This is a genomic window from Rathayibacter sp. AY1D2 (genome assembly GCF_002932695.1).
In the GTDB taxonomy this organism is placed as follows: Bacteria; Actinomycetota; Actinomycetes; order Actinomycetales; family Microbacteriaceae; genus Rathayibacter.
Genome location: NZ_PSVX01000065.1, coordinates 1 through 19,192, shown reverse-complemented (window position 1 = coordinate 19,192; position 19,192 = coordinate 1). Strand labels below are relative to the sequence as shown.

The window sequence follows — 19,192 nt, the reverse complement described above, 5'->3', positions numbered from 1 at the left end:
CGCGGTCGTCGCAGTGGGAGTGGCGGGTGCCGCACCGGCGTCCGCTCTCGACAGGCCCGTCTCCGGATACCTGAAGGACAGCGGGCTCACGCCCGAGAAGATCCGCGACTTCCTCGGCGGACCCCTCATCTCGCCCTCGACGCAGGTGGGCTACGGCGGAGCGGTCTCGAGCGTCGACGCGAACGCGAGCCGCGTGGGCATGGAGGTGCTGAAGCGCGGCGGCAACGCAGCTGACGCCGCTGTCGCCACGGCCGCCGCCCTCGGCGTGAGTGAGCCCTACAGCGCCGGCATCGGCGGAGGCGGGTACTTCGTCTACTTCGACAAGGCCTCCGGCGAGGTCAGCACCATCGACGGACGCGAGACAGCGCCGGCCGGCATCACCTCGGACGCGTTCCTCGACCCCGCGACCGGAGCCCCGTACCCGTTCACCCCGGACCTCGTCTCCTCCGGCGTCGCGGTCGGCGTGCCCGGCACGGTGGCGACCTGGGACACCGCGGTCGACCGCTTCGGCACCCTGCCGCTCCCCGTCGTGCTGGCGCCCTCGATCGCGCTCGCGGCGAAGGGCTTCCGGGTGGACGAGACCTTCCGCAACCAGACGCTCGACAACCTCGAGCGGTTCCAGGCGTTCCCCGACACGGCCGAGCTCTTCCTCCCCGGTGGGGACGCGCCGAAGGTGGGCAGCACCTTCCGCAACCTCGACCTCGCGAAGACGCTGACCTCCATCGCCGTCCACGGGCCGGACGCGTTCTACGAGGGCGCGCTGGCCGCCGAGATCGCCGACACGGTCCAGAACCCGCGGATCGCCGAGGGGTCGGACCTCCCCGCCCCGGCCGGCACGATGACCGCCGCCGACCTCGCGGCGTACTCGGTCGCCGAGCAGGCGCCGACCCGCGTCTCCTACCGCGGACTCGACGTCTACGGGATGGCACCCTCCTCCTCCGGCGGGATCGCGGTCGGCGAGGCTCTCAACATCCTCGAGAACCACGACCTCGCGGCCGAGGACACGGGCAGCGCCCTGCACCTCTACCTCGAGGCGTCCGCCCGCGCCTTCGCCGACCGCGGCGCCTACGTCGGCGACCCGGCCTTCGTCGACGTGCCCACCGAGACGCTCCTCAGCCAGGAGTTCGCGGACTCGCGGGACTGCACGATCGACCCGGCGACCGCCTCCGTCCGCCCGGTCGCGCCCGGCGCTCTCGACGGCTCCGGATGCGCGACCGCCCCCGCCGCGGAGGAGTCGGACACCGAGAACATCTCCACCACCCACCTCTCGGTCGTCGACAAGTGGGGCAACGCCGCCTCCTACACGCTGACGATCGAGCAGACCGGCGGCTCGGCGATGACCGTCCCCGGACGCGGCTTCCTCCTCAACAACGAGATGACCGACTTCTCCCCCACCTTCGTCGACGGGGACCCGAACCGGATCGAGCCGGGCAAGCGCCCGCGCTCGTCGATGTCGCCGACGATCGTGCTCGACGGCGGGGACGTGCGGTTCGTCGTCGGCTCGCCGGGCGGATCCACGATCATCACGACGGTCCTGCAGACCCTGGTCAACCGCATCGACCTCGGCATGACGCTCCCCGAGGCGGTGGCAGCGCCCCGCGCCTCCCAGCGCAACGGCGCGACGACCTCCGCCGAGCCCGAGTTCATCGAGGCGTACGGCGACGACCTCGCTCCCTTCGGCCAGCAGCTGGTCCCCTCGGGCGACACCTTCACCTCGGCCGCGCAGATCGGGGCGGTGGCCGCCATCGAGGTCGACCCCTCCGGCCGGATGACCGCGGTCGCCGAACCGGTGCGGCGCGGCGGCGGCGTCGGGCTGGTGGTCCGGCCCGAGAAGTGACGCACCGGAGCCTCCGCGGCCCGCTGAGAGGAACCGTCGGCCGGCCGCCCCTCTCGCCCGAGAGCGGTCCTCCGCGGGAAGGAGGCGTCTGCGACACTGGGGAGATGTCGTCGTCGCGCCCGCTGCGCACCCTCCGGGGTGTCGTCGCGGCGACGGTGGCGACGCTCGTCGCGCTGTTCTCGCACGTGGCCGGTGGCGGCCAGATCCCGGGTCCGCTCGGTGTCGCGATGCCGCTCGTCCTGTCGGTCTTGGTGTGCGTGGCGCTCGCCGGGCGCAGGCTCTCCCTGGTCCGCCTGGCGGCCTCGGTGGGAGTCAGCCAGTTCCTGTTCCACACGCTCTTCACGATCGGGACCTTCGCGGGGCCGGTCGATGCGCCGACCCTGCACGCGCACCACGGTGCCGTGATCGACGTCAGCGCGGCGATGACGCACAGCGGGATGACCGGCTCCTCGATGTGGGCGGCGCACCTCGTCGCCGCCGTCGCGACGACCGCGGCGCTCCACCGCGGCGAGTCCCTCCTCGTCCGAGTCGCCGCGACGACGAGCCACCTCGTCACCCGCCTGGTGCGGGTCGTGCCGGCTCCGGTGGCCGCTCCTCGACCCGCGCGACGCTCCTCCTTCGAGCTGCGCGACGTGCTCCCCCTCGCCTCGGGCGTCTTCCCCCAGGCGGCGCTGCGGCGCGGCCCCCCTCTGCAGCCCGCCTCCTGATCATCGACGCGAGCCGCGGCGAGGACCTCCCCGAAGGTCCCCGCGGCGTCTGACCGACCCGTCTCCTCCCCGGACCCTCGCGAACGGCGCGCCCCTCACCGGGACGGCGGAGGCCGACGAGCCCGACTTCGAGGCGACGACGACCATCGGCTTCCCGGTGATCCCGGAGTTCTCGCACATGAGGCGCGCCCGCTCGGAGAACACCGCCGAGCGCTTCCACCGCCGCGCCTACAACTACGACGACACCCCGACGGGCGAGGACATCTCGAACTCCGGGCTGATCTTCGCGGCGTACCAGGCCGACGTCACCGCGCAGTTCGTGCCGATCCAGAAGCGACTGGACGAGCTGGACCTGCTCAACGAGTGGACGACGCCGATCGGCTCCGCCGTCTTCGCGATCCCGCCGGGCTGCGTCGAGGGCGGCTACATCGGCGACACCCTCCTCTGACCCTCATCGGCACCCGCCACAGCACCGAAGGACCAGAAGCATGACCACCACCGCCACGAGACCCCGCGACTCCGCCGACACCCCGCCCCCGCCGCGCAGAAGCAGCGGAGGCTGGCTGGGACAGCTGCTGCTCCGCCTGCACTTCTCCGCCGCCCTGTTCGTCGGGCCGTTCATCCTCGTCGCCGCGACCAGCGGAGCGCTCTACGCACTCACCCCGCAACTCGAGCAGGTCGTCTACGCGCAGGAGCTGCACGCCCCCGAAGCGGACACCTCCCTGCCCCTGGCCGACCAGATCGACGCCGCCGACGCGTACACCGGAGGCGGGCAGAGCATCGTCGCCGTCCGCCCCGCGCCGAACCCCGGCGACACCACCCGGGTGATGTACGCGGACCCGTCGCTCGGCGCCAGCGAGACCCGCGCGGTCTTCATCGACCCGGCCACCGCCGACGTCCGCGGCGACCTCACCGCCTACGGCACCAGCGGCGCCCTGCCGTTGCGGACCTGGATCAGCGACCTGCACCGGACGCTGCACCTCGGGGACGTGGGCCGCTCCTACAGCGAGCTCGCCGCCTCCTGGCTGGGGGTCGTCGCCCTCGCCGGCCTGGGCCTCTGGATCATCCGCCTCCGCCGAGCCCGCGTGAAGAGGGACCTGCTGCGCCCCGCGCCGAGGACCACCGGCTACAAGCGCCTGTTCTCCTGGCACGCCTCCACCGGCGTCTGGCTGTTCGTCGGCGCCCTGTTCCTCTCGACCACAGGCATCACCTGGTCGCTCTACGGAGGCGGGAACTTCGAGACCCTCCGCTCCGCAGTCGGCTGGACCACGCCCTCGCTGGGGACGACGCTCGGCGACCGGACCGGCGAGGTGGCCGACGAGCACGCCGGGCACGCCGGACACGGCGCGGCCACCGGCGACGCCGTCGAGTGGACGGCGGGCTACTCGCCGGCCGCCTACGACTCGGTGCTCTCGGTCGCCCGCGAGGTCAACGTGAACACGGGACTGGTCGAGATCCGGCCGCCCGCGGCGGAGGGCTCGGCCTGGGTCGTGCAGGAGATCCAGCGCAGCTTCCCGACCGAGGTCGACGGCGTCGCGATCGACGGGAGCACGATGCAGGTCGTCGACCGGGTCGACTTCGCCGACTTCGGCCTCGTCGCCAAGCTCTCCCGCTGGGGCATCGACACGCACATGGGCTCGATGTTCGGGCTGCCCAACCAGCTGCTGCTGTTCGTCACCGCGGCCGGCATCGCCACGATGGTCGTGCTCGGGTACCTGATGTGGTGGAAGCGCCGCCCCACCCGCGCTCCCCGGCTCGGCGGCACCCCGCCGGCCCGGGGAGCGCTCCGGCGCGCGCCGTGGTGGGGAGTCGCGTCCGTCCTGGTCGTCGCCGCCGCGCTCGGGCTGTTCCTCCCGCTCCTGGGTGCGAGCCTCGCGGCCTTCGTGATCGTCGACACGCTGCTGGGGCTCCGACCCGCGCACCGCTGAGCGCGCGGGCGCCGACCCGGTGAGGTCCACCGGGCCGGCGTCACAGCCCCTTCGGGAAGCCGAGGGAGCGCAGCACGGGGTCGAGGCCCTCCCACTGCTGACGCCGCTCCGCGTCCCGGTCGGCGTCGCTCCCCCGGAGTCCGACCGCCTTCCTCACCGTTGTCTCCGTGGATTCGGGGCGGTTGTCGGCTCCGGAACGCGCCAGGGGTCCCGGGTACGGCTGACCGCCTTCAGCCGCCTGATGGCATGCCGTGATGAGCCGCCCGGGACCCCGCAACGGCAGGACCGCTCATGGAGAGACGCGACCAGATCGCCCCGTGATGACATGCCGGCGAGGTCGTTCACGGCGCACCGCACCCGCTGAACGGAAGGACCCTGCGTGCCCCGACTCCGGGCCGGAATCGACGCCGGCAAGGCCGACCACCACTGCCGGTGAGGGTGCATCGATGATGCTCATCGCGCGCCTCCGAGCCAGAGTCCTGTTGCTGCGGCGATGACGCTGAGGAGGAGCGTGCCGAGGGCGTTGATGGCGGAGGCGAGTTGGCGTCCTTCGGCGAGGAGACGGACGGTTTCGAGGCTGGCGGTGGAGAAGGTGGTGTAGCCGCCGAGGAAGCCGGTGCCGAGGACGAGTCGCCACGGCTCGGGGGCGATGCCTGCGAGGGCGAGGCCGGTGATCAGGCCGAGGAGGAGTGATCCGGTGACGTTGATGACGGTGGTGCCCCAGGGGTAGGCGCCGCCGGTGCGGGCCTTGATGAGCCCGTCGAGGAGGAGCCGTGTTGCGGCTCCGATTCCACCGGCGAGGGAGAGCGCGAGGAACAGTGCGGGTGTCATGCCGGCACCTTCCTCTGCGTGCGTCGCCGGTGGAGTGCTGCGGCGAGGGCGACTCCGGTCCAGGACGCGAGGGCACCGAGCAGGACGGTGCCGAGCGCGTAGAGGGCGGCGGGTGCGGGGTGTCCTGTGGTGAGCAGGTGGGCGGTGTCGGTGGCGAGGGTGCTGTAGGTGGTGAAGCCTCCGAGCGCTCCGGTACCGAGCAGCAGCCGTGCGGTGCGGCGTCGGCCCTCGTCGCTGCCGGCTCTGGCGAGGCTCTCCAGGAGTACGCCGAGCAGGAGCGCGCCGACGATGTTGATGGCGAAGACGACGGTGTCGAAGGCGGGATCGGCGGGGAACGCGAGGGTCAGGCCCTCCCGCGCCCCGGTCCCGACCGTGCCGCCGGCGGCGACGAGGAGGAGGTATCGCGGACGCAGGTGCACGGGTCGTGGCGTCCCGTCGGGGGCGTCGTCGACGTCGAGGTCGCTGTCGACCGGCAGCTCGGGGTCGGGGTCCGGGGGGCGGTGACGGTGGCGGTCATCAGTCACGGGGAGTGGGACCTTTCGGGAGGGGGCGGGTCAGTGGGTGAGACCGTAGTGCAGCGTGGGGTCGAGGTGTTCGATGTCGACGAGGCGGTTGTACTTCGCGACCCTCTCGCCGCGCGCGGGGGCGCCGGATTTGATCTGCCCGACTCCGGTTCCCACCGAGAGGTCGGCGATGAAGGTGTCGAGGGTCTCGCCGGAGCGGTGGGAGACCATGCAGCGCATGCCGGCGTCGTGCGCGGCCGCGATCGCGTCGAGGGTGCCGGTGATGGTGCCGATCTGATTGGGCTTGATGAGTGCGGCGTTGGAGTAGCCGTTGCGGGCTCCGTCGCGGATGCGGTCGGCGTCGGTGACGTAGAGGTCGTCTCCCACGAGCTGCACCCGGTCGCTGATGGCGTGGGCGAGGAGGGCCCAGCCCTCGTGGTCGTCCTCGGCGAAGCCGTCCTCGATGCTGCGGATCGGGTAGTCGGCGATCAGCTTCTCGTAGTAGCGGGCGAGTGCGTCGCGGTCGAGATCGGTGCCGGCGACGGTGTAGTGGCCGTCGCCGTGGAAGAAGCCGTTCGCGGCGGGATCCATCGCGATCGCGATGTCACCGGTGCCGGGCTGGGATCCGGCGTCGGTGATCGCTGCGACGAGGAGGTCCAGGGCGTCTTCGGGCCGGTCGATGGGGGGCGCGAAGCCGCCCTCGTCGCCGAGCCCGGAGGTGCCGTAGGCGGTGCGGACGCGGGCGGCGAGGGCGTGATAGATCTCGGCGCCGACCTGCACGGCCTCCTCCTCGGTGCCGGCGGAGACGGGGGCGATCATGAACTCTTGGAAGTCGAGGCCGTTCGCGGCGTGCGCGCCGCCGTTGATGACGTTGGAGTGCGGGACGGGCAGGGAGGCGGTCGCCCCGGTGTGATCGGCGATCCACCGGTGCAGGGGCAGGCCGGTGCGCGCGGCGAAGGCGCGGGCGGCCGCGATGGAGACGGCGACGACGGAGTTCGCTCCGAGGCGGGCGAGGTTCGCGGTTCCATCCAGTGCTCGCAGCGCTTCGTCGATCTCGCGAAGCGAAGTCCAGGAGTGGTCGAGCAGGAGGGCGCGGATCTCGCCGTCGACGGCCGCGACAGCGGAGCGGACTCCGCGTCCGCCGAACGCGGGGCCGCCGTCGCGCAGCTCGACCGCTTCGAACGCGCCCGTCGAGGCGCCCGCGGGGGCGGAGGCGTCCAGGACGGTGTCGTCGTCCAGACGCAGGGTGACAGCGACGGTCGGGAAGCCGCGGGAGTCGAGGATCTGCCGTGCGGCGACGTCGGTGATGACCAGCGGGTGTCCGGCGGGGTGGGTGACGTACTCGCCCGTCCCGTGGATGCTGGTGCGGGTGTGGCTGATGTAGGCGTTCATCAGGTTCCTCCTTCGTGGGCGAGCGTGATCGCCGCCCGGTCGGCTCTTGCGGGGTCGAGGTAGCGTCCGCTCCTCGAGATCGGTGTCCCGGACGGCCCGGTGTCGTACAGGTACGGCTGACCGGTCGGGATGTTCAGATCGCGGACCGCGGCATCGCCGAGGTCCTCGAGAAGGGCGCGCAGCGCGCGCAGGGAGTTGCCGTGCCCGACGATGAGCACCGTCTCGCCCTCCTGGAGGGCGGGCAGGATTCGCTCCTCGAGGAGCGGCTGCAGTCGGTGGACGACGTCGCGCAACGACTCCGTCTCCGTCATCGCCTCGGCCGGCTGCCCACGGAACGCCGCGGACCTGTGCAGCTGCACGAAGGCGGCGGCGGACAGAGCAGGCGGGCGGACGTCCATCGACCGGCGCCACTCCAGGAAGGCGTCGGCCCCGTACCGGGCTCCGACGGCGCTTGTGGACAGGCCGGTGAGCGCTCCGTAGTTGCGCTCGTTCAGCCGCCACTGGGCCGCGACGATCCGCGGCCGCCCTGGAAGGGCGCCGGCGATGATCCGGGCCGATTCGGTGGAGCGTTGCAGGGTCGACGTGAGGATCAGATCGGGGTCGATCGATGCGTCCCTCAGTAGCGTCGCGGCCTGTCGCGCTTCGTCACGTCCGAGGTCGGTGAGGGGGACGTCGAGGACGCCGCAGAAGAGACCGTCGGCGTTGCCGGTGCTCTCGCCGTGGCACACGAGGACGAGCGGGGGATGCGCGGGCATGGGTCACCTACCTGGTCTCTGATCGAGAAGGTAGGAACCATCAGCCTCGGCGGCAGTTCGAGCTCACGCTCGGGCGGGATCCATCACCACTGCCGTCAGCCTACGCCCGCACCTCGGTCAGGACCAGGGCAGCGGCTCCGAATCATCGACCGGGGCGAGGAGGATCATGAGGGCCGGCCGGTGCTGACGGTGAGCGAGACGGGCGCCGACGGCACCGGAGAAGACCTCCTGCACGGTGCGACGCAGAGACGGCTCCTTCGTGCCGACAATGATCATGACCGCATCGACACGGTCCGCGAGCGTCGCCAGAGCGTGTGCAACGTCACCGGCCATCTGATGCGTCTGCCACGGGACACGGTCGCCGACGATCCGGTCAAGCCGCTCGAGGATCGCAGGATCTGGAGCCAGTGGAGTGTCGCATATGCACTGCGGGCGACACCGGCCCCTTCCCAAGGGTCCGGTCCCCGCCAGCTGCCCGCGCGTACACGTGCGGACGCTGCGGCGTACCCGAATCGCCTGCTACTGACGAAGCGCGCCTCGGGAACGAACGGTGGGATCACGCTCGACCCGACGATCGGGGTGTCGTCGAGGATGGCACGCGGTCGAACCGATCACCACGGAGACCACCGCGCGCGAGGCGGTGAGAAGCAGCTCAGGCGCAAGGGGGTCGCGAATCGTCGTCGGCGCGGTTCACTCACTGCATGGATGGTCTGCCCTTCGTTGTTCTCGTCGTCGTCTTTCTCGCCGCCGCCGCAGTGGTGTGGGTCGCCGGCATCCAGTTGTCGAAGGCCACGGACGTTCTGGACGCGCGCCTGCACCTGGGGAGTGCGCTGGGCGGTCTGATCGTTCTCGCCGTCGCGACGAACCTGCCGGAGATCGCGATCACCGTGTCCGCCGCGCTCTCCGGGAACCTGGACGTCGCGGTCGGCAACATCCTCGGCGGCATCGCACTGCAGACCGTGGTCCTCGTCGTCCTCGACCTGTTCGGCAAGCGCGGAAAGGGTGCGAAGCCGCTCACCTACCGTGCCGCGTCCCTCACACTCGTGCTCGAGGGGCTCGTGGTCGTCGCGGTGCTCGCCGTCGTCATCGCCGGCAGCCAGCTGCCCTCCGGACTGGAAGTGCTGCGCCTGACCCCGGACGTCGTCCTCATCGCCGGCCTCTGGGTCGTCGGGCTGCTGCTCGTGCAACGCTCCGGCAAGCACCTCCCCTGGCACGAGGACGGGCGGGCCCCCGACGCGACAGCATCCCCCTCGAAGAAGAAGACGCACCCGATGAGCACACGCAAGGCGACCATCGTGTTCACGATCTCCGCCGCGGCGACCCTCCTCGCCGGTGTCGTGCTCGAGCGCGCCGGTGACGCGGCATCCTCGCAGCTCGGTCTCTCAGGAGTGCTGTTCGGAGCCACCGTGCTCGCTCTCGCCACCTCCCTCCCCGAGATCTCGACCGGGCTGCAAGCCATCAAGCAGGGCGACGACAACCTCGCCATCAGCGACATCTTCGGCGGCAACGCCTTCCTCCCCGTCCTGTTCCTCGTCGCCACCGTCCTCTCCGGCACCGCAGTCCTCCCGCAGGCGAACTCGTCCGACATCTACCTCACCGCTCTCGCCGCCCTGCTCACCCTCGTCTACATCGTCGGACTGATCTTCCGACCCACCCGCCGCATCGCCGGCATGGGAATCGACTCGTTGATCGTGCTCGCGCTCTACACCGTCGGCATCGCCGGGCTCTTCGCCATCACCGCGACATGACGTCCGTGCCGCCGTGTGCAGATCGACCGGATCGCTGTAGCTCGAGCAGACACGGCCGCTGGCGTGATCGGCGTTGCGACGAGCCGTGCACCGGTCAGCGCATCTCGTGCGCGATCTCCAGGAACGCCGCCGCGGACGACCCGATGCGATCGGACCAGATGGCGCGGAGGGGTCGCACGAGTGCTGGTCCGCGGAGGGGCACTCGTATCAGTGAGCGCGCGGCGAGATCTGTTTCGACGGTGAGGATGCTCATGACTGCGGGCGCGATGCCGGCGCGGGCGTTCGCTCGGATGATCGCCGTCGTTTCAAGGATCGCGGCGGGAGTCGTGGGTGCGAGCCCGGCGTCGTGGAGCCATGCTTCGAGGGTCGTCCGGGTGCCGGAGCCTTCTTCTCGTGTCAGCAGTGCGGTGCCGGCCAAGTCCTCGGCGCTGATACTCGCCGCGCGTGCCCAGGGGTGGTCCGGTGCTACGACGACAGCGAGTTCGTCCTCCGCGACCACGTCAGAGGAGAGCGTGGCCGTGGACGCCGGTGTCTCGACGAATCCGAGTTGCGCGGCACCGGATCTCACGAGCTCTGTGACCGTGGCTGAATTGCCGGCGATCAGTTGCACACTCACCTCGGGTGTGCGCTGTCGGAATTCGAGGAGCCAGCGTGGGAGCAGCAGTTCGGCGATGGTCTGCGACGCCGCGAGGACCAGTGAGCCGGTCGGCTGTCGCAGTGCCGCCGCGCCCGCCTCGAGGCGGCGGGACGCCTCGAGGACCGGGCCGGCCAGCTCGAGCACGAGCCGGCCCGCGTCGGTCATCAGGGACCCGGTCGGAGAGCGGCGCACGAGCGGCTGCCCGATGGCGCGCTCCGCTACCCGCAGACGCGCCGAGACGGCCTGCTGGGTGACGCCGAGGGCTTCGGCAGCGCGGGAGAGCGAGCCCGCCTCGGCGACGCGTTCGAGCACCTCCAGCGTGTCGAGATCCAGGATCCGGTCCGTCAATCGCCGCGTCGCCACAAGCACTCATTGTGCCCCGCCAACACGATCGCTGTATCGGCTGGGGACGGCGATGCTCAGGCTGGAGTCATGACAACTCTCTCCCCCGCCCGCGCATCTTCCTCGATCGGGCATCCTCCGCGGTCGAGGCGCTTGTTCCGGGAGCTGGAGCATCCGGGACTGATCGTGTCGAACCTGACGCCGAACTGGTTCGCGTCGATCATGGGCACCGGCATCGTCGCGGTCGCCGCCGCGTCCCTGCCACTCCAGTTCCCCGGACTGCGGACCGGGGCCACCGTCGTCTGGGCGATCTCCGCACTGCTGCTCGTCGCGCTGACGGTCGCGACCGGGCTGCACTGGGTCCGCTACCGCGGTACAGCGATGAGGCACCACCTGAATCCGGTCCTCTCGCACTTCTACGGCGCGCCTCCCATGGCGTTCCTCACCGTCGGCGCGGGAACCCTCCTCCTCGGCAAGGACTGGATCGGCGTGCCGGCCGCTGTCACCATCGACTGGGTGCTCTGGGGTGCGGGGACTCTCGGCGGGCTGGCGACGGCGGTCCTGGTGCCCTACCTCGCGTTCACCCGGCATGAGAACAAGCCCGATTCGGCGTTCGGCGGCTGGCTGATGCCGATCGTTCCGCCGATGGTGTCCGCTTCCACCGGCGCATTGCTGCTGCCGTACGCGCCCGCCGGGCAAGCGCGGGAGACGCTCCTGTGGTCCTGCTACGGCTTCTTCGGCCTCAGCCTGATCGCGTCACTGGTGGTGATCACCCTGATCTGGAACCGGCTCGCGCAGCACAAGGTAGGAGCGGCGGGGATGGTGCCGACGCTGTGGATCGTCCTCGGTCCGGTCGGACAGTCGATCACCGCTGTGAATCTGCTCGCCTCGAACGCGCCCACCGTCGTGGACGCCGGCATGGCGCGTGCGCTGCTGGTCGTGGCTCTGGTGTACGGCTTCGCGATGCTCGGCTTCGCGCTGCTCTGGACCGTCATCGCCCTCGCGATCACCCTCCGCACCGCGAAGGAGCACCTGCCGTTCAGTCTGACGTGGTGGTCGTTCACGTTCCCCGTCGGCACCTGCGTCACCGGACTGAACGGCCTCGCCCTGCACTCCGGTCTCACGGTCGTCGCCGGCCTCGCCGTGCTCTACTACGTCGGCCTGGTCGCCGCGTGGATCATCGTCGCCGCCCGCACGTTCCACGGTTCCGTGATCCGCGGCACCCTGCTCGCACCACCGCGGCCGGCCTGACCGGGATCGAGGAGCATCGTGGATGTCCGAACCTTGAACGCCCTCGCCGAGACCTGGCGGAGTACCGCGGACGCGACCGGACGCTTCGTTCCGGGCTTCGATCCCCGCTCCGGCGGCACCGCCAGTCGCGTCCTGGTGCTGATGCAGTCACCCGGCCCTCGGACGATCGCCGCGGGATCCGCTGCCGTCTGCAGCGAAGACAACCTCGGGCCCACCGCCGCCGCGTTCCGGGCGGCCCGCATCGAGTCCGGACTCTCCCGCGACCACTACGTCCGGTGGAACCTCATCCCGTGGGAGATCCCTGGCCGCGTCCGCCCCGCGGACATCGAGCAGGGCCGGCTCGCGCTCGGTGAGCTGCTGGAGCTGCTGCCCGCGCTCGAAGCCGTCGTCACCTACGGGACCGTGGCGCTAGACGGGGTCATGCGCTATCTGACCCTGCACGATGATCCCCGTGTCGTCCCCGTCCTCGCGGCACCGCACCCCTCACCGGCCAACGGGCGTCACCGCGCCGACCAGCACCTCCGCTCCGTGAACGCGCTCCGCCTCGCGAATCGTCTCGGATCCGGTCGGCGAGTCGCAGACTGACGGCACTGAAGGGAGACGTCCGCGTCTCGGTCGTCACCGGTCGCCGTGACCGATGAGGTGTTGATCTCAGACGGCCCCCGTCCTCGAACCGCTGACGGGAACGGCCTGGTCGTCCACGACGTCGACGGTGTACGCCGCGCCGTGCTCGAGCGTGTGGCCGACGGTGCACTGGCGGTCGACCGCCCGGTGGGTGCGCTCGGACAGTGAGGCGATCCGCTCGGGATCGAGCGCCGACAGGTCGGCGCGGATCACGGCGGCGATCGAGTCGTAGCGGTCCTCCCCCTCGGGCTTGGTCGCGGTGATGTCGGTGGTCGCTTCGAAGTCGGCTCCGAGCCGGCTGGCGAGGATGTGGTCCGAGGAGAGCATGCCGCAGGCGGCGAGGGCGAGGTGCAGCAGCTCGCCGGGCGAGAACACGCCGTCGGCGTCCGACCCGCCGATGCGGACCTCGGCTCCTCGCGCGTTGCGGCCGATGAAGCTTCTCGGGCCCTCGCGGGTGATGTGCAGCGGCGTGGTCTCGGTGCTCATGGTCTGCTCCTGTCCGGTGCCCGCGGCACCGCGGGCAGTGACGGTGTCTCCTGCGGGTGGGCGGTGTCTCAGGTGTCGGTGCGGACGAGGGGGGAGTTCGTGCCGCGGACCCTGATGTCGACGCCGGTGATCTCCGACCGGGCGACGCCCGTGGACGCCGCCAGGTCGACGGCGCGCCGCCCGGCCGCCGTCCAGGTGGCGACGGTGATCGTGCTGCCGTCTGTGCGGGTGATCACGAGTTCGTACTCCGCGTCGGCGGGCGCATCACCACTGTAGGTGCAGCTCCACTCCAGCCGGGTGCCCCACGGCTTCCCCTCGACCTGGATGTCCGCAGCGAGAGCGGGATCGGCCGCGATCGGGTCCATCGGTTCGAGGGTCGCCTCGCTCGCCACGGGAGCGCCCGCGATGCCCGTGCCGAGAGCGACACCTCCGAAGACGGAGGCGGTGACGGCGGCCGCGACGGCGAGGGACGTCACCAGCCGGCGCCGACGTCGGCGCGTCCGGACACGGTGGGCGATGGCGGGCAGCGTCACCATCGACGGCGGCGCCTCCTCGCCGTCGTCCGATGCGCTGATGGCGAGACCGTCCTCGACGGAGAGGCGGCCGACGATGCCGGGCAGTCCTGCCAGCTCTGCCACGGCCGCGCGGCAGGCCGCGCAGCCGCTGAGGTGCTGCTCGTACTCGAGTCGCTGATCTGCGGGGAGAGCGCCGAGGACGTAGGACGCGTCCCAGTCGCGGTACTCGTCCTCCGTCGCAGAGCTTCCGTGGTGGTCGTTCATCGGGTGACGCCCCTTTCCTGCAGAGCCAGTCGCAGTCCGCGCAGTCCGTAGTGCAATCGAGATTTCGCTGTTCCCTCGGGGATGGAGTGCCGGCGGGCGATCTCGGGGACGGTGTGTCCGAGGAAGTACGCGTCCACCACGATCTGACGATGCTCCACCGACAGCGATGCGAGAGCGTCGGCGACCAGGATGCTGTCCAGGACCGCGTCGGTGCGATCGGGGACGGCGCCGCCGCCGTCCTCGTCCTTCGCCGGCACCTCGCGTCGGCTCCGAGCGGATCGGGCGTCGTCGATGACGAGGTTGCGGGCGACGGTGAACAGCCACGCGCGAGCGGCGTCGGCGTCGCGTTCGAGGACCTGCGGGCGCTGCCAGGCCCGGACCATCGTCTCCTGCACGACGTCCTCCGTCAGCGCCGCGTTCCGAGTGAGGTTCTGCACGAAGCGCCGCAAGGCCGGGCCGTGACTCTCGTACAGCGCCGCCAGGAGCTCATCGACGGGGCGGGGCACAACGCTCACCGCCTCGAAGCGCCACGGTGCGCTCCCTCATCACGGTTGCTGCGATCACTGCCGGTCATCCCTTCCGTCCATGCCTGTCGAGAACCGGCGACCCGGCCCGACGATGCGCTTCGCTGCGCGGGGACGGGTCGCCGTCGCATCAGGACGCCGGGGTGGCGGTGCTCATGGCCGCGGCTTCCTTGTTCATCGTGCCGTCAGGGAGGAGGACGTACCAGGCGTCCTTCACACCCTGCCCGTTGACCTGGCCCGGCGCGGTGTCCTTCGCGAACCGGTAGACCGGCCATCCGTCGACGGTCAGCTGGGTCGTCCCGTCGGTGCGCGTGATCGAGCCGACCTCTCCGGTGATCCCGTCCGCGGCGGTCGTGCTGGACGCCGTCACGGCCGGCCAGGTCGTGGCGCACTCGTCGTAGCAGCTGCTGCTGCCCGAGTTCTGCGTGTCCTTCATGAACGTGTAGACGGTGTAGCCGGCCTCGTCCGTGATGATCTCGCCCAGCGGCGAGGACGCCGTCGTGAGAGCCGCCGTCTCAGCGGAGGCGGTCGCGGTGGCGGAGGCCATCGCGGTGGCGGAGGGGCTGTCGGCCGGCGCTTCCGACGAGGCGGCCGAGCCGGCGGCCGTCGAGCATCCGGCGAGAAGGACGGCGGCGAACGCCGCAGTCGTCACAGTGGTCGCGATTCGCTTGAGCATGATGCCTCCTGTAGTGCGGGGGCCGAGGTGGTCCCACCGAGGACACGACACAGCAGTCGCGGACGTTCAACGACGCGAGAAGATCGCTGGGAGAGCATCCGCGCAGCGGGCGGATTCAGTGAGAGCGACGATCCGTTGCGCGCTCCTTCGCGTGAAGGCCCGAGGCCGCGCGCTGCTCTCCACGGCGGCGTGCGAGCAGTGATCGACCATGTGCGCGACGGCTGCGGCCTGCCCGGCCGCCCGCGCGGCAGCGGTGGCGGCCCGCTCGCCCGCCTGCGTCGCGGCGCGGGCTGCGGCGTGCGCCGTGAAGGCCACCGTGCGGCACTCGGTCATCGGAGCCTCACCCCGCCCCCAGGCGAGGAGGACGTCGAGCGCGCGCCGGGGCCGGGGATCGTCCGGGTCCCACTCCTCGAATGCCGGGAGGGCGCGCTCCGCGCACTCCGCCGCCCACCGCGCGAGCGCCCGGTGGACCTCCGGCTCCGGATCCGCCCGGGCCGGCTCCTCCGATCCGCCCACGGGTCTTCCTCCGATTCCGGAGCTCAGCTGGCTCTTCCCAGATGAGGGTGCAGGTCGGCCGGGAGCGTCGGTCCGCAGATAGACGTCGAGGTCACCCGACGACGGAGGTTCCTACGCCATCCGTCCGAAAGACCTCGACGTGACCGACGCTACCCCGCCGGCCGGCTTCGGCCGCCCTGACCTGACCGCCTTCGCGTCTCATCCCAGTCGACCCTGATCGAGTCTGCTGACCCCCTCGACGAGAACGCAGCGACATCACAGCCACCCAACCCCGACCGTCAGGGAAGCCGGGACACGTCACATGACCTGTGCTGCGGGCGTGTCGAGTGGGTCGTCCAGGGGCGACGCAGGAGCGTCGACGCGACGTGCTGAGAGGTGGTTCCAGTCGAGCGCTAGGACACCGGCCACAGGCATGGCGATAGGTCAGGAACGGCGTCGCTCCCTGCGCAGGAGGGAGCGCAGAGTCTCGGCATTCGCGTAGCCGACCCGTAGCGCGATCTCGGCGGAGGTGAAGTCCGTGGTTGCTGAGAGGTGCCGAGCTCGTTCGATGCGAAGCCGTTGGACGAAGCCGAGCGGAGTGAGGTTGAGCGCCGCACGGACTCGTCGTTCGAGGGTGCGCCGGCTGGTGCCGAGCGACTGCGCGACGAAGGCGACGTTGAACGGTTCGTCCAGGCGGGCGCGCACGAAGCGTTCGAACTCGACGACGATCGGGTCCTCGTGCCGGAGATGTTCGTAGGCGACGAAGGCCGCCTGAGACGGACGCTCGTCGATGATGAGGAGCTTGGCGACATGTTGGGCCAGGTCGGGGCTGATCGATCGCACGAGTGAGAGCGCGAGGTCGATGTGGGCGAACGCGGCGCCGGCGGTGACGAGGTTCCCGTCGACCACGACCATGGTGTCGAGATCGAGGGCGACGGTCGGATAGCGCTTCAGGAACTCCGGCCCCAGGAACCAGCTGGTCGTCGCCCTCCGATGATGCATCCGTCCGGTCTCGGCGACAGCGAACACGCCGGTGCACGCCGCGGCGATCCGGGTGGTCGCCTCGTCGAGGCGCCCGAGCGAGGCGATGACCGAACGAGCATCTCGGCTCTGGAGGACGTCGTTGGTAGCGGCGGCCGTAAGGGTTCCAAGCGCAGGGACGACGACCACGTCGAACTCTCCGGACTCCGACAGCGGGTGGTCCACCGACAGGGTCATCGATGCCGTCGTGGTCACTCGCCGTTTCGGTCCGAGGATGGCGAGTTCGATCGGGTCGATCCGCGGGTCGACATCGCCGCGGGCTCCGTCGGCCACCCGCACGATGTCGATGATCGACGCGATAGCCGAACCGAAGCAGCCGTCGATCGCGATCAGCCCGATACGCATGACGTAAACAATAGCAATACTGCCGTATACGCCACTCCCCACCGGCCCTCGCTCGTCATACGCTGAACTCGTCCCACGAAGAACCCCGACGTCAAGGAGAGTCCCTCATGTCCACACCCGCATCACTTCCGTATGCCTTCGTCGCCAAGATCGTCGCGGCCGATGGACAGCACGACGCGGTCGCCGATCTGCTCGCCGGCGCTGTCGCACTCGCCAACGAAGAAGTAGGAACGATTGTCTGGTTCGCGGTCAGGACCCACGCCGACACCTTCTGGATCTTCGATGCATTCCCCGACGAAGCCGCTCGCGACGCCCACGCCAACGGCGCCATCGTCGCAGCCCTGATGGCCAACCAGCACCTCCTCGGCGCAGCACCCGAGATCCTGGCGGCCGACGTCCTCGCGTCCAAGCTCCCGTAGTCCGCCAACGCACGAGACGATCGCGCCCCGCCGAGCCGTCGCCAGGTCGCGACGCAACGCCACGCTGCGTTGCCGAGCGGTGCGAGGCCTATCGGCACACGGACAGGATGCCGGCCGCGAGCGCTCAGCCGGCGAGGGGTCTGTCGCAGAGGAGAGCGACGTCGGTGTCGGGCAGAGCCGTGAGGCCAGCGCATCGCGCGACCACCAGAACGGTTCGCCGGAGCCGCCTGTCGGAATCGAACGGACGACCTCATCACGTCGGCTTTGCGTCTATCGCTTAATGCGCCCACTGGGCGAACGAGCCGCTGACCTGCGCAAACGCCGAGCGTGGAGGACGCCGCCATCCGGTGGTGACCGACGACGACCGACCAGTACCGACCGTTTCACCGGAGCTTGCGGCGGCGTCGAAGCCGAGCAAGCTCCATTCTCTCAGCTCACCGCGCCCTCCTCCTCGCCGGCCCCGTCGTCGGCGAAGACGTTTCAGGGGTCTTCTCAGATGACGGTGTAGGTCGGCCCGGGCGCGTCGGTCAGCAGATAGACGTCGAGGTCACCCGACGACGGAGGTTCCTACGCCATCCGTCCGAAAGACCTCGACGTGTCCGACGCTACCCCGCCGGCCGGCTTCGGCCGCCCTGACCTGACCGCCTTCGCTCGACTCGACGGCCTCGGTCTGCACACCGGCGCGGACCTGCTCACCGACAAGCAGAGCGACAGGCTACGCGCGCTGTTCGTTGATGACGCTCACGTCGAGGTCGAGGCGACCTGGGGTGTCTACCAGCGCATGATCGCCGCCTATCGCCACGAGGACCGGCAACGTGGCCGCGAGCTCATGGAGAAGCTGATCACCGACCTCAGCGCCGGCGTCCCCAAGGTGCTCACCGAGCTCACCACCCTGGGCCGGACCCTGAAGAAGCGAGCCGCTGACGTGCTCGCCTACTTCGAACGACCCGGCACCAGCAACGGGCCGACCGAGGCGCTCAACGGACGGCTCGAACACCTGCGCGGCTCCGCACTCGGGTTCCGCAACCTGACCAACTACATCGCCCGAAGCCTGCTCGAGACCGGCGGCTTCAGACCCCAACTCCTACACCCCCGATTGGGATGAGCCGCTCAGCTCCGGCGCGTCCGCCCCGTGAAGTGCTTCACCCCGTAGACCAGGAGGAGCAGGATGCCGCTCAGCTGCAGGGCGAGCGCGAAGCCGGAGGCGAATTCACCTGCCGGCCACACCAGCCTCAGCACCAGCGCGACGAACATCGCTGTGACCCCGACGACGAACAGGACTCGATTCCGCGTCCGTCGAGTCAACCATCCGCACGCGGGCCCTGGCCAACCGCCAGTGCTCAGCTCAGGCGCTCGGTCAGGTGGACGGTGACGACGTCGCCGAGGTCCTTGCCGATCGTCTTCCGCAGTTTCGCGCTGATCGACAGCATGTGACCGCCGGTGCCGTTCGGCAGCAGGCCCGCGGTCACCGGCTCGCCGTCGACGGTGGCGACCACCTTCACCGACCTCCCTGTGCCGAGCAGCTCGACGGAGCCGGGCACCTCGACGCACGACCAGAGGTCGCCCTTCACGGCGACACCGATCGGGGCGGTGAAGGCGAGGTCCAGGGGGCCGGCGCTCATGCGCTCTCCTCCGCGGACGCCGCGCTCTCGCCGGAGGAGTCCTGCCCGCTGTACCGGTCGAGGATCTCGTCGTACATCGCGGCGTCGAGCAGACCATCGGACAGGGCCCGGCGGACCTCCTCGAACTCCCCCGGGTCGAGGGTCGTCCAGTCGAAGCCGTCACTCGGCGATCCGGACCGGTAGCGCCAGCGGCCGAGCTCGTCGACGGCCTGCTCCCGCGTCAGCTCCCCCGCGGCGAAGCGCTGCGCGA

At 70.7% G+C, this 19,192-nt stretch carries 21 protein-coding genes, 3 pseudogenes and 1 riboswitch; of the genes and pseudogenes, 9 read left to right on the top strand and 15 right to left on the bottom strand.

All coding sequences use genetic code 11. The features are described 5' to 3' along the window. The first annotated feature begins 100 nt into the window (after positions 1–100). The 4 genes and pseudogenes from ggt (at position 101) to C5D04_RS14975 (ending at position 4,472) form a co-directional block, all read left to right on the top strand. The gene (gene ggt, locus C5D04_RS14990) at positions 101–1,837 is read left to right on the top strand and encodes a gamma-glutamyltransferase (RefSeq protein WP_258068932.1); all 1,737 of its coding nucleotides are present in this window, start codon (positions 101–103) and stop codon (positions 1,835–1,837) included. A gap of 104 nt (positions 1,838–1,941) precedes the next feature. Then, positions 1,942–2,544: a hypothetical protein gene (locus C5D04_RS14985; protein ID WP_104347942.1), complete on the top strand. Its 603-nt coding sequence runs from the start codon at positions 1,942–1,944 to the stop codon at positions 2,542–2,544. 67 nt (positions 2,545–2,611) lie between these two features. Then, positions 2,612–2,992: pseudogene (locus tag C5D04_RS14980) on the top strand (Dyp-type peroxidase); the annotation flags it as partial. A gap of 40 nt (positions 2,993–3,032) precedes the next feature. Further along, positions 3,033–4,472 (top strand): PepSY domain-containing protein, encoded by a 1,440-nt coding sequence (locus C5D04_RS14975; RefSeq protein WP_104347941.1) that lies wholly within the window; start codon positions 3,033–3,035, stop codon positions 4,470–4,472. Positions 4,473–4,925: 453 nt separating this feature from the next. Here C5D04_RS14975 and crcB read toward each other — a convergent pair whose 3' ends face one another. The 5 genes from crcB to C5D04_RS14950 all read right to left on the bottom strand — a co-directional run bounded on the left by crcB (position 4,926) and on the right by C5D04_RS14950 (position 8,286). Next, positions 4,926–5,303 carry a fluoride efflux transporter CrcB gene (gene crcB, locus C5D04_RS14970; RefSeq protein ID WP_104224798.1) on the bottom strand — a complete coding sequence of 126 codons (378 nt, stop codon included), beginning with the start codon at positions 5,301–5,303 and terminating at the stop codon, positions 4,926–4,928. Next, complete coding sequence (locus C5D04_RS14965; RefSeq protein WP_258062373.1) at positions 5,300–5,827, bottom strand: CrcB family protein; 528 nt, start codon at positions 5,825–5,827, stop codon at positions 5,300–5,302. Before C5D04_RS14965 ends, crcB begins: the two co-directional genes overlap by 4 nt. Positions 5,828–5,857: 30 nt before the next feature. After that, positions 5,858–7,198, bottom strand: coding sequence for a phosphopyruvate hydratase (gene eno / locus C5D04_RS14960; protein WP_104347940.1), 1,341 nt, complete (start codon positions 7,196–7,198; stop codon positions 5,858–5,860). Then, positions 7,198–7,953, bottom strand: a complete 756-nt coding sequence (locus C5D04_RS14955) for a 2,3-diphosphoglycerate-dependent phosphoglycerate mutase (protein WP_104292329.1) — start codon at positions 7,951–7,953, stop codon at positions 7,198–7,200. Before C5D04_RS14955 ends, eno begins: the two co-directional genes overlap by 1 nt. 24 nt (positions 7,954–7,977) lie before the next feature. After that, positions 7,978–8,050, bottom strand: a riboswitch (Fluoride riboswitch). Positions 8,051–8,070: 20 nt separating this feature from the next. Beyond that, entirely contained in the window at positions 8,071–8,286 is a 216-nt protein-coding gene (locus C5D04_RS14950; protein ID WP_104292328.1) for a hypothetical protein, read from the bottom strand. 368 nt (positions 8,287–8,654) lie between these two features. Here C5D04_RS14950 and C5D04_RS14945 point away from each other — a divergent pair, with 368 nt between their 5' ends. Beyond that, positions 8,655–9,701 carry a sodium:calcium antiporter gene (locus tag C5D04_RS14945; RefSeq protein ID WP_104292327.1) on the top strand — a complete coding sequence of 349 codons (1,047 nt, stop codon included), beginning with the start codon at positions 8,655–8,657 and terminating at the stop codon, positions 9,699–9,701. A 94-nt stretch (positions 9,702–9,795) separates the two neighbouring features. Here the strand turns inward: C5D04_RS14945 and C5D04_RS14940 are convergent, their stop codons facing one another. After that, the gene (locus tag C5D04_RS14940; RefSeq protein WP_104292326.1) at positions 9,796–10,701 is read right to left on the bottom strand and encodes a LysR family transcriptional regulator; all 906 of its coding nucleotides are present in this window, start codon (positions 10,699–10,701) and stop codon (positions 9,796–9,798) included. A gap of 165 nt (positions 10,702–10,866) precedes the next feature. Here C5D04_RS14940 and C5D04_RS14935 point away from each other — a divergent pair, with 165 nt between their 5' ends. Continuing rightward, positions 10,867–11,931 (top strand): TDT family transporter, encoded by a 1,065-nt coding sequence (locus tag C5D04_RS14935; RefSeq protein ID WP_258065390.1) that lies wholly within the window; start codon positions 10,867–10,869, stop codon positions 11,929–11,931. A gap of 18 nt (positions 11,932–11,949) precedes the next feature. After that, positions 11,950–12,516: a uracil-DNA glycosylase family protein gene (locus tag C5D04_RS14930; protein WP_258062371.1), complete on the top strand. Its 567-nt coding sequence runs from the start codon at positions 11,950–11,952 to the stop codon at positions 12,514–12,516. A 66-nt stretch (positions 12,517–12,582) separates the two neighbouring features. Here the strand turns inward: C5D04_RS14930 and C5D04_RS14925 are convergent, their stop codons facing one another. From C5D04_RS14925 to C5D04_RS14900, 6 genes are all read right to left on the bottom strand, one after another. Continuing rightward, the gene (locus C5D04_RS14925; protein WP_104263392.1) at positions 12,583–13,041 is read right to left on the bottom strand and encodes an OsmC family protein; all 459 of its coding nucleotides are present in this window, start codon (positions 13,039–13,041) and stop codon (positions 12,583–12,585) included. A 68-nt stretch (positions 13,042–13,109) separates the two neighbouring features. Then, positions 13,110–13,820 carry an anti-sigma factor gene (locus C5D04_RS14920; protein ID WP_104292325.1) on the bottom strand — a complete coding sequence of 237 codons (711 nt, stop codon included), beginning with the start codon at positions 13,818–13,820 and terminating at the stop codon, positions 13,110–13,112. Next, complete coding sequence (locus tag C5D04_RS14915) at positions 13,817–14,335, bottom strand: sigma-70 family RNA polymerase sigma factor (RefSeq protein WP_104224788.1); 519 nt, start codon at positions 14,333–14,335, stop codon at positions 13,817–13,819. The genes C5D04_RS14920 and C5D04_RS14915 overlap by 4 nt, the downstream gene beginning before the upstream one ends. A 139-nt stretch (positions 14,336–14,474) precedes the next feature. Continuing rightward, positions 14,475–15,020, bottom strand: coding sequence for a hypothetical protein (locus tag C5D04_RS14910; protein WP_104257434.1), 546 nt, complete (start codon positions 15,018–15,020; stop codon positions 14,475–14,477). A gap of 66 nt (positions 15,021–15,086) precedes the next feature. Continuing rightward, positions 15,087–15,536 carry a putative immunity protein gene (locus C5D04_RS18890; RefSeq protein ID WP_104347939.1) on the bottom strand — a complete coding sequence of 150 codons (450 nt, stop codon included), beginning with the start codon at positions 15,534–15,536 and terminating at the stop codon, positions 15,087–15,089. A gap of 423 nt (positions 15,537–15,959) precedes the next feature. Then, positions 15,960–16,901, bottom strand: a complete 942-nt coding sequence (locus C5D04_RS14900) for a GlxA family transcriptional regulator (protein WP_053548963.1) — start codon at positions 16,899–16,901, stop codon at positions 15,960–15,962. A gap of 107 nt (positions 16,902–17,008) precedes the next feature. Here C5D04_RS14900 and C5D04_RS14895 point away from each other — a divergent pair, with 107 nt between their 5' ends. Both C5D04_RS14895 and C5D04_RS14890 read left to right on the top strand, forming a co-directional pair. Next, entirely contained in the window at positions 17,009–17,320 is a 312-nt protein-coding gene (locus C5D04_RS14895) for a putative quinol monooxygenase (RefSeq protein ID WP_033107114.1), read from the top strand. A gap of 670 nt (positions 17,321–17,990) precedes the next feature. Continuing rightward, positions 17,991–18,425 (top strand): annotated as a pseudogene (locus tag C5D04_RS14890) (transposase); the annotation flags it as partial. A 5-nt stretch (positions 18,426–18,430) separates the two neighbouring features. Here C5D04_RS14890 and C5D04_RS18360 read toward each other — a convergent pair. From C5D04_RS18360 to C5D04_RS18355, 3 genes and pseudogenes are all read right to left on the bottom strand, one after another. Then, a complete protein-coding gene (locus C5D04_RS18360; protein WP_181137731.1) occupies positions 18,431–18,574 on the bottom strand; it encodes a hypothetical protein in 144 nt (47 codons plus the stop codon). 86 nt (positions 18,575–18,660) lie between these two features. After that, complete coding sequence (locus tag C5D04_RS14885) at positions 18,661–18,942, bottom strand: DUF1905 domain-containing protein (protein ID WP_104224783.1); 282 nt, start codon at positions 18,940–18,942, stop codon at positions 18,661–18,663. Beyond that, a pseudogene (locus tag C5D04_RS18355) lies at positions 18,939–19,192 on the bottom strand (hypothetical protein); the annotation flags it as partial. The pseudogene C5D04_RS18355 and the gene C5D04_RS14885, both read right to left, overlap by 4 nt.

Bases quoted from the DNA above. Each gene is read 5' to 3' on its own strand.
- C5D04_RS14985 (WP_104347942.1), top strand. From the start codon at position 1,942: ATGTCGTCGTCGCGCCCGCTGCGCACCCTCCGGGGTGTCGTCGCGGCG.
- C5D04_RS14975 (WP_104347941.1), top strand. From the start codon at position 3,033: ATGACCACCACCGCCACGAGACCCCGCGACTCCGCCGACACCCCGCCC.
- crcB (WP_104224798.1), bottom strand. From the start codon at position 5,303: ATGACACCCGCACTGTTCCTCGCGCTCTCCCTCGCCGGTGGAATCGGA.
- eno (WP_104347940.1), bottom strand. From the start codon at position 7,198: ATGAACGCCTACATCAGCCACACCCGCACCAGCATCCACGGGACGGGC.
- C5D04_RS14955 (WP_104292329.1), bottom strand. From the start codon at position 7,953: ATGCCCGCGCATCCCCCGCTCGTCCTCGTGTGCCACGGCGAGAGCACC.
- C5D04_RS14950 (WP_104292328.1), bottom strand. From the start codon at position 8,286: ATGGCCGGTGACGTTGCACACGCTCTGGCGACGCTCGCGGACCGTGTC.
- C5D04_RS14945 (WP_104292327.1), top strand. From the start codon at position 8,655: ATGGATGGTCTGCCCTTCGTTGTTCTCGTCGTCGTCTTTCTCGCCGCC.
- C5D04_RS14925 (WP_104263392.1), bottom strand. From the start codon at position 13,041: ATGAGCACCGAGACCACGCCGCTGCACATCACCCGCGAGGGCCCGAGA.
- C5D04_RS14920 (WP_104292325.1), bottom strand. From the start codon at position 13,820: ATGAACGACCACCACGGAAGCTCTGCGACGGAGGACGAGTACCGCGAC.
- C5D04_RS14910 (WP_104257434.1), bottom strand. From the start codon at position 15,020: ATGCTCAAGCGAATCGCGACCACTGTGACGACTGCGGCGTTCGCCGCC.
- C5D04_RS14900 (WP_053548963.1), bottom strand. From the start codon at position 16,901: ATGCGTATCGGGCTGATCGCGATCGACGGCTGCTTCGGTTCGGCTATC.
- C5D04_RS14895 (WP_033107114.1), top strand. From the start codon at position 17,009: ATGTCCACACCCGCATCACTTCCGTATGCCTTCGTCGCCAAGATCGTC.
- C5D04_RS18360 (WP_181137731.1), bottom strand. From the start codon at position 18,574: ATGTTCGTCGCGCTGGTGCTGAGGCTGGTGTGGCCGGCAGGTGAATTC.
- C5D04_RS14885 (WP_104224783.1), bottom strand. From the start codon at position 18,942: ATGAGCGCCGGCCCCCTGGACCTCGCCTTCACCGCCCCGATCGGTGTC.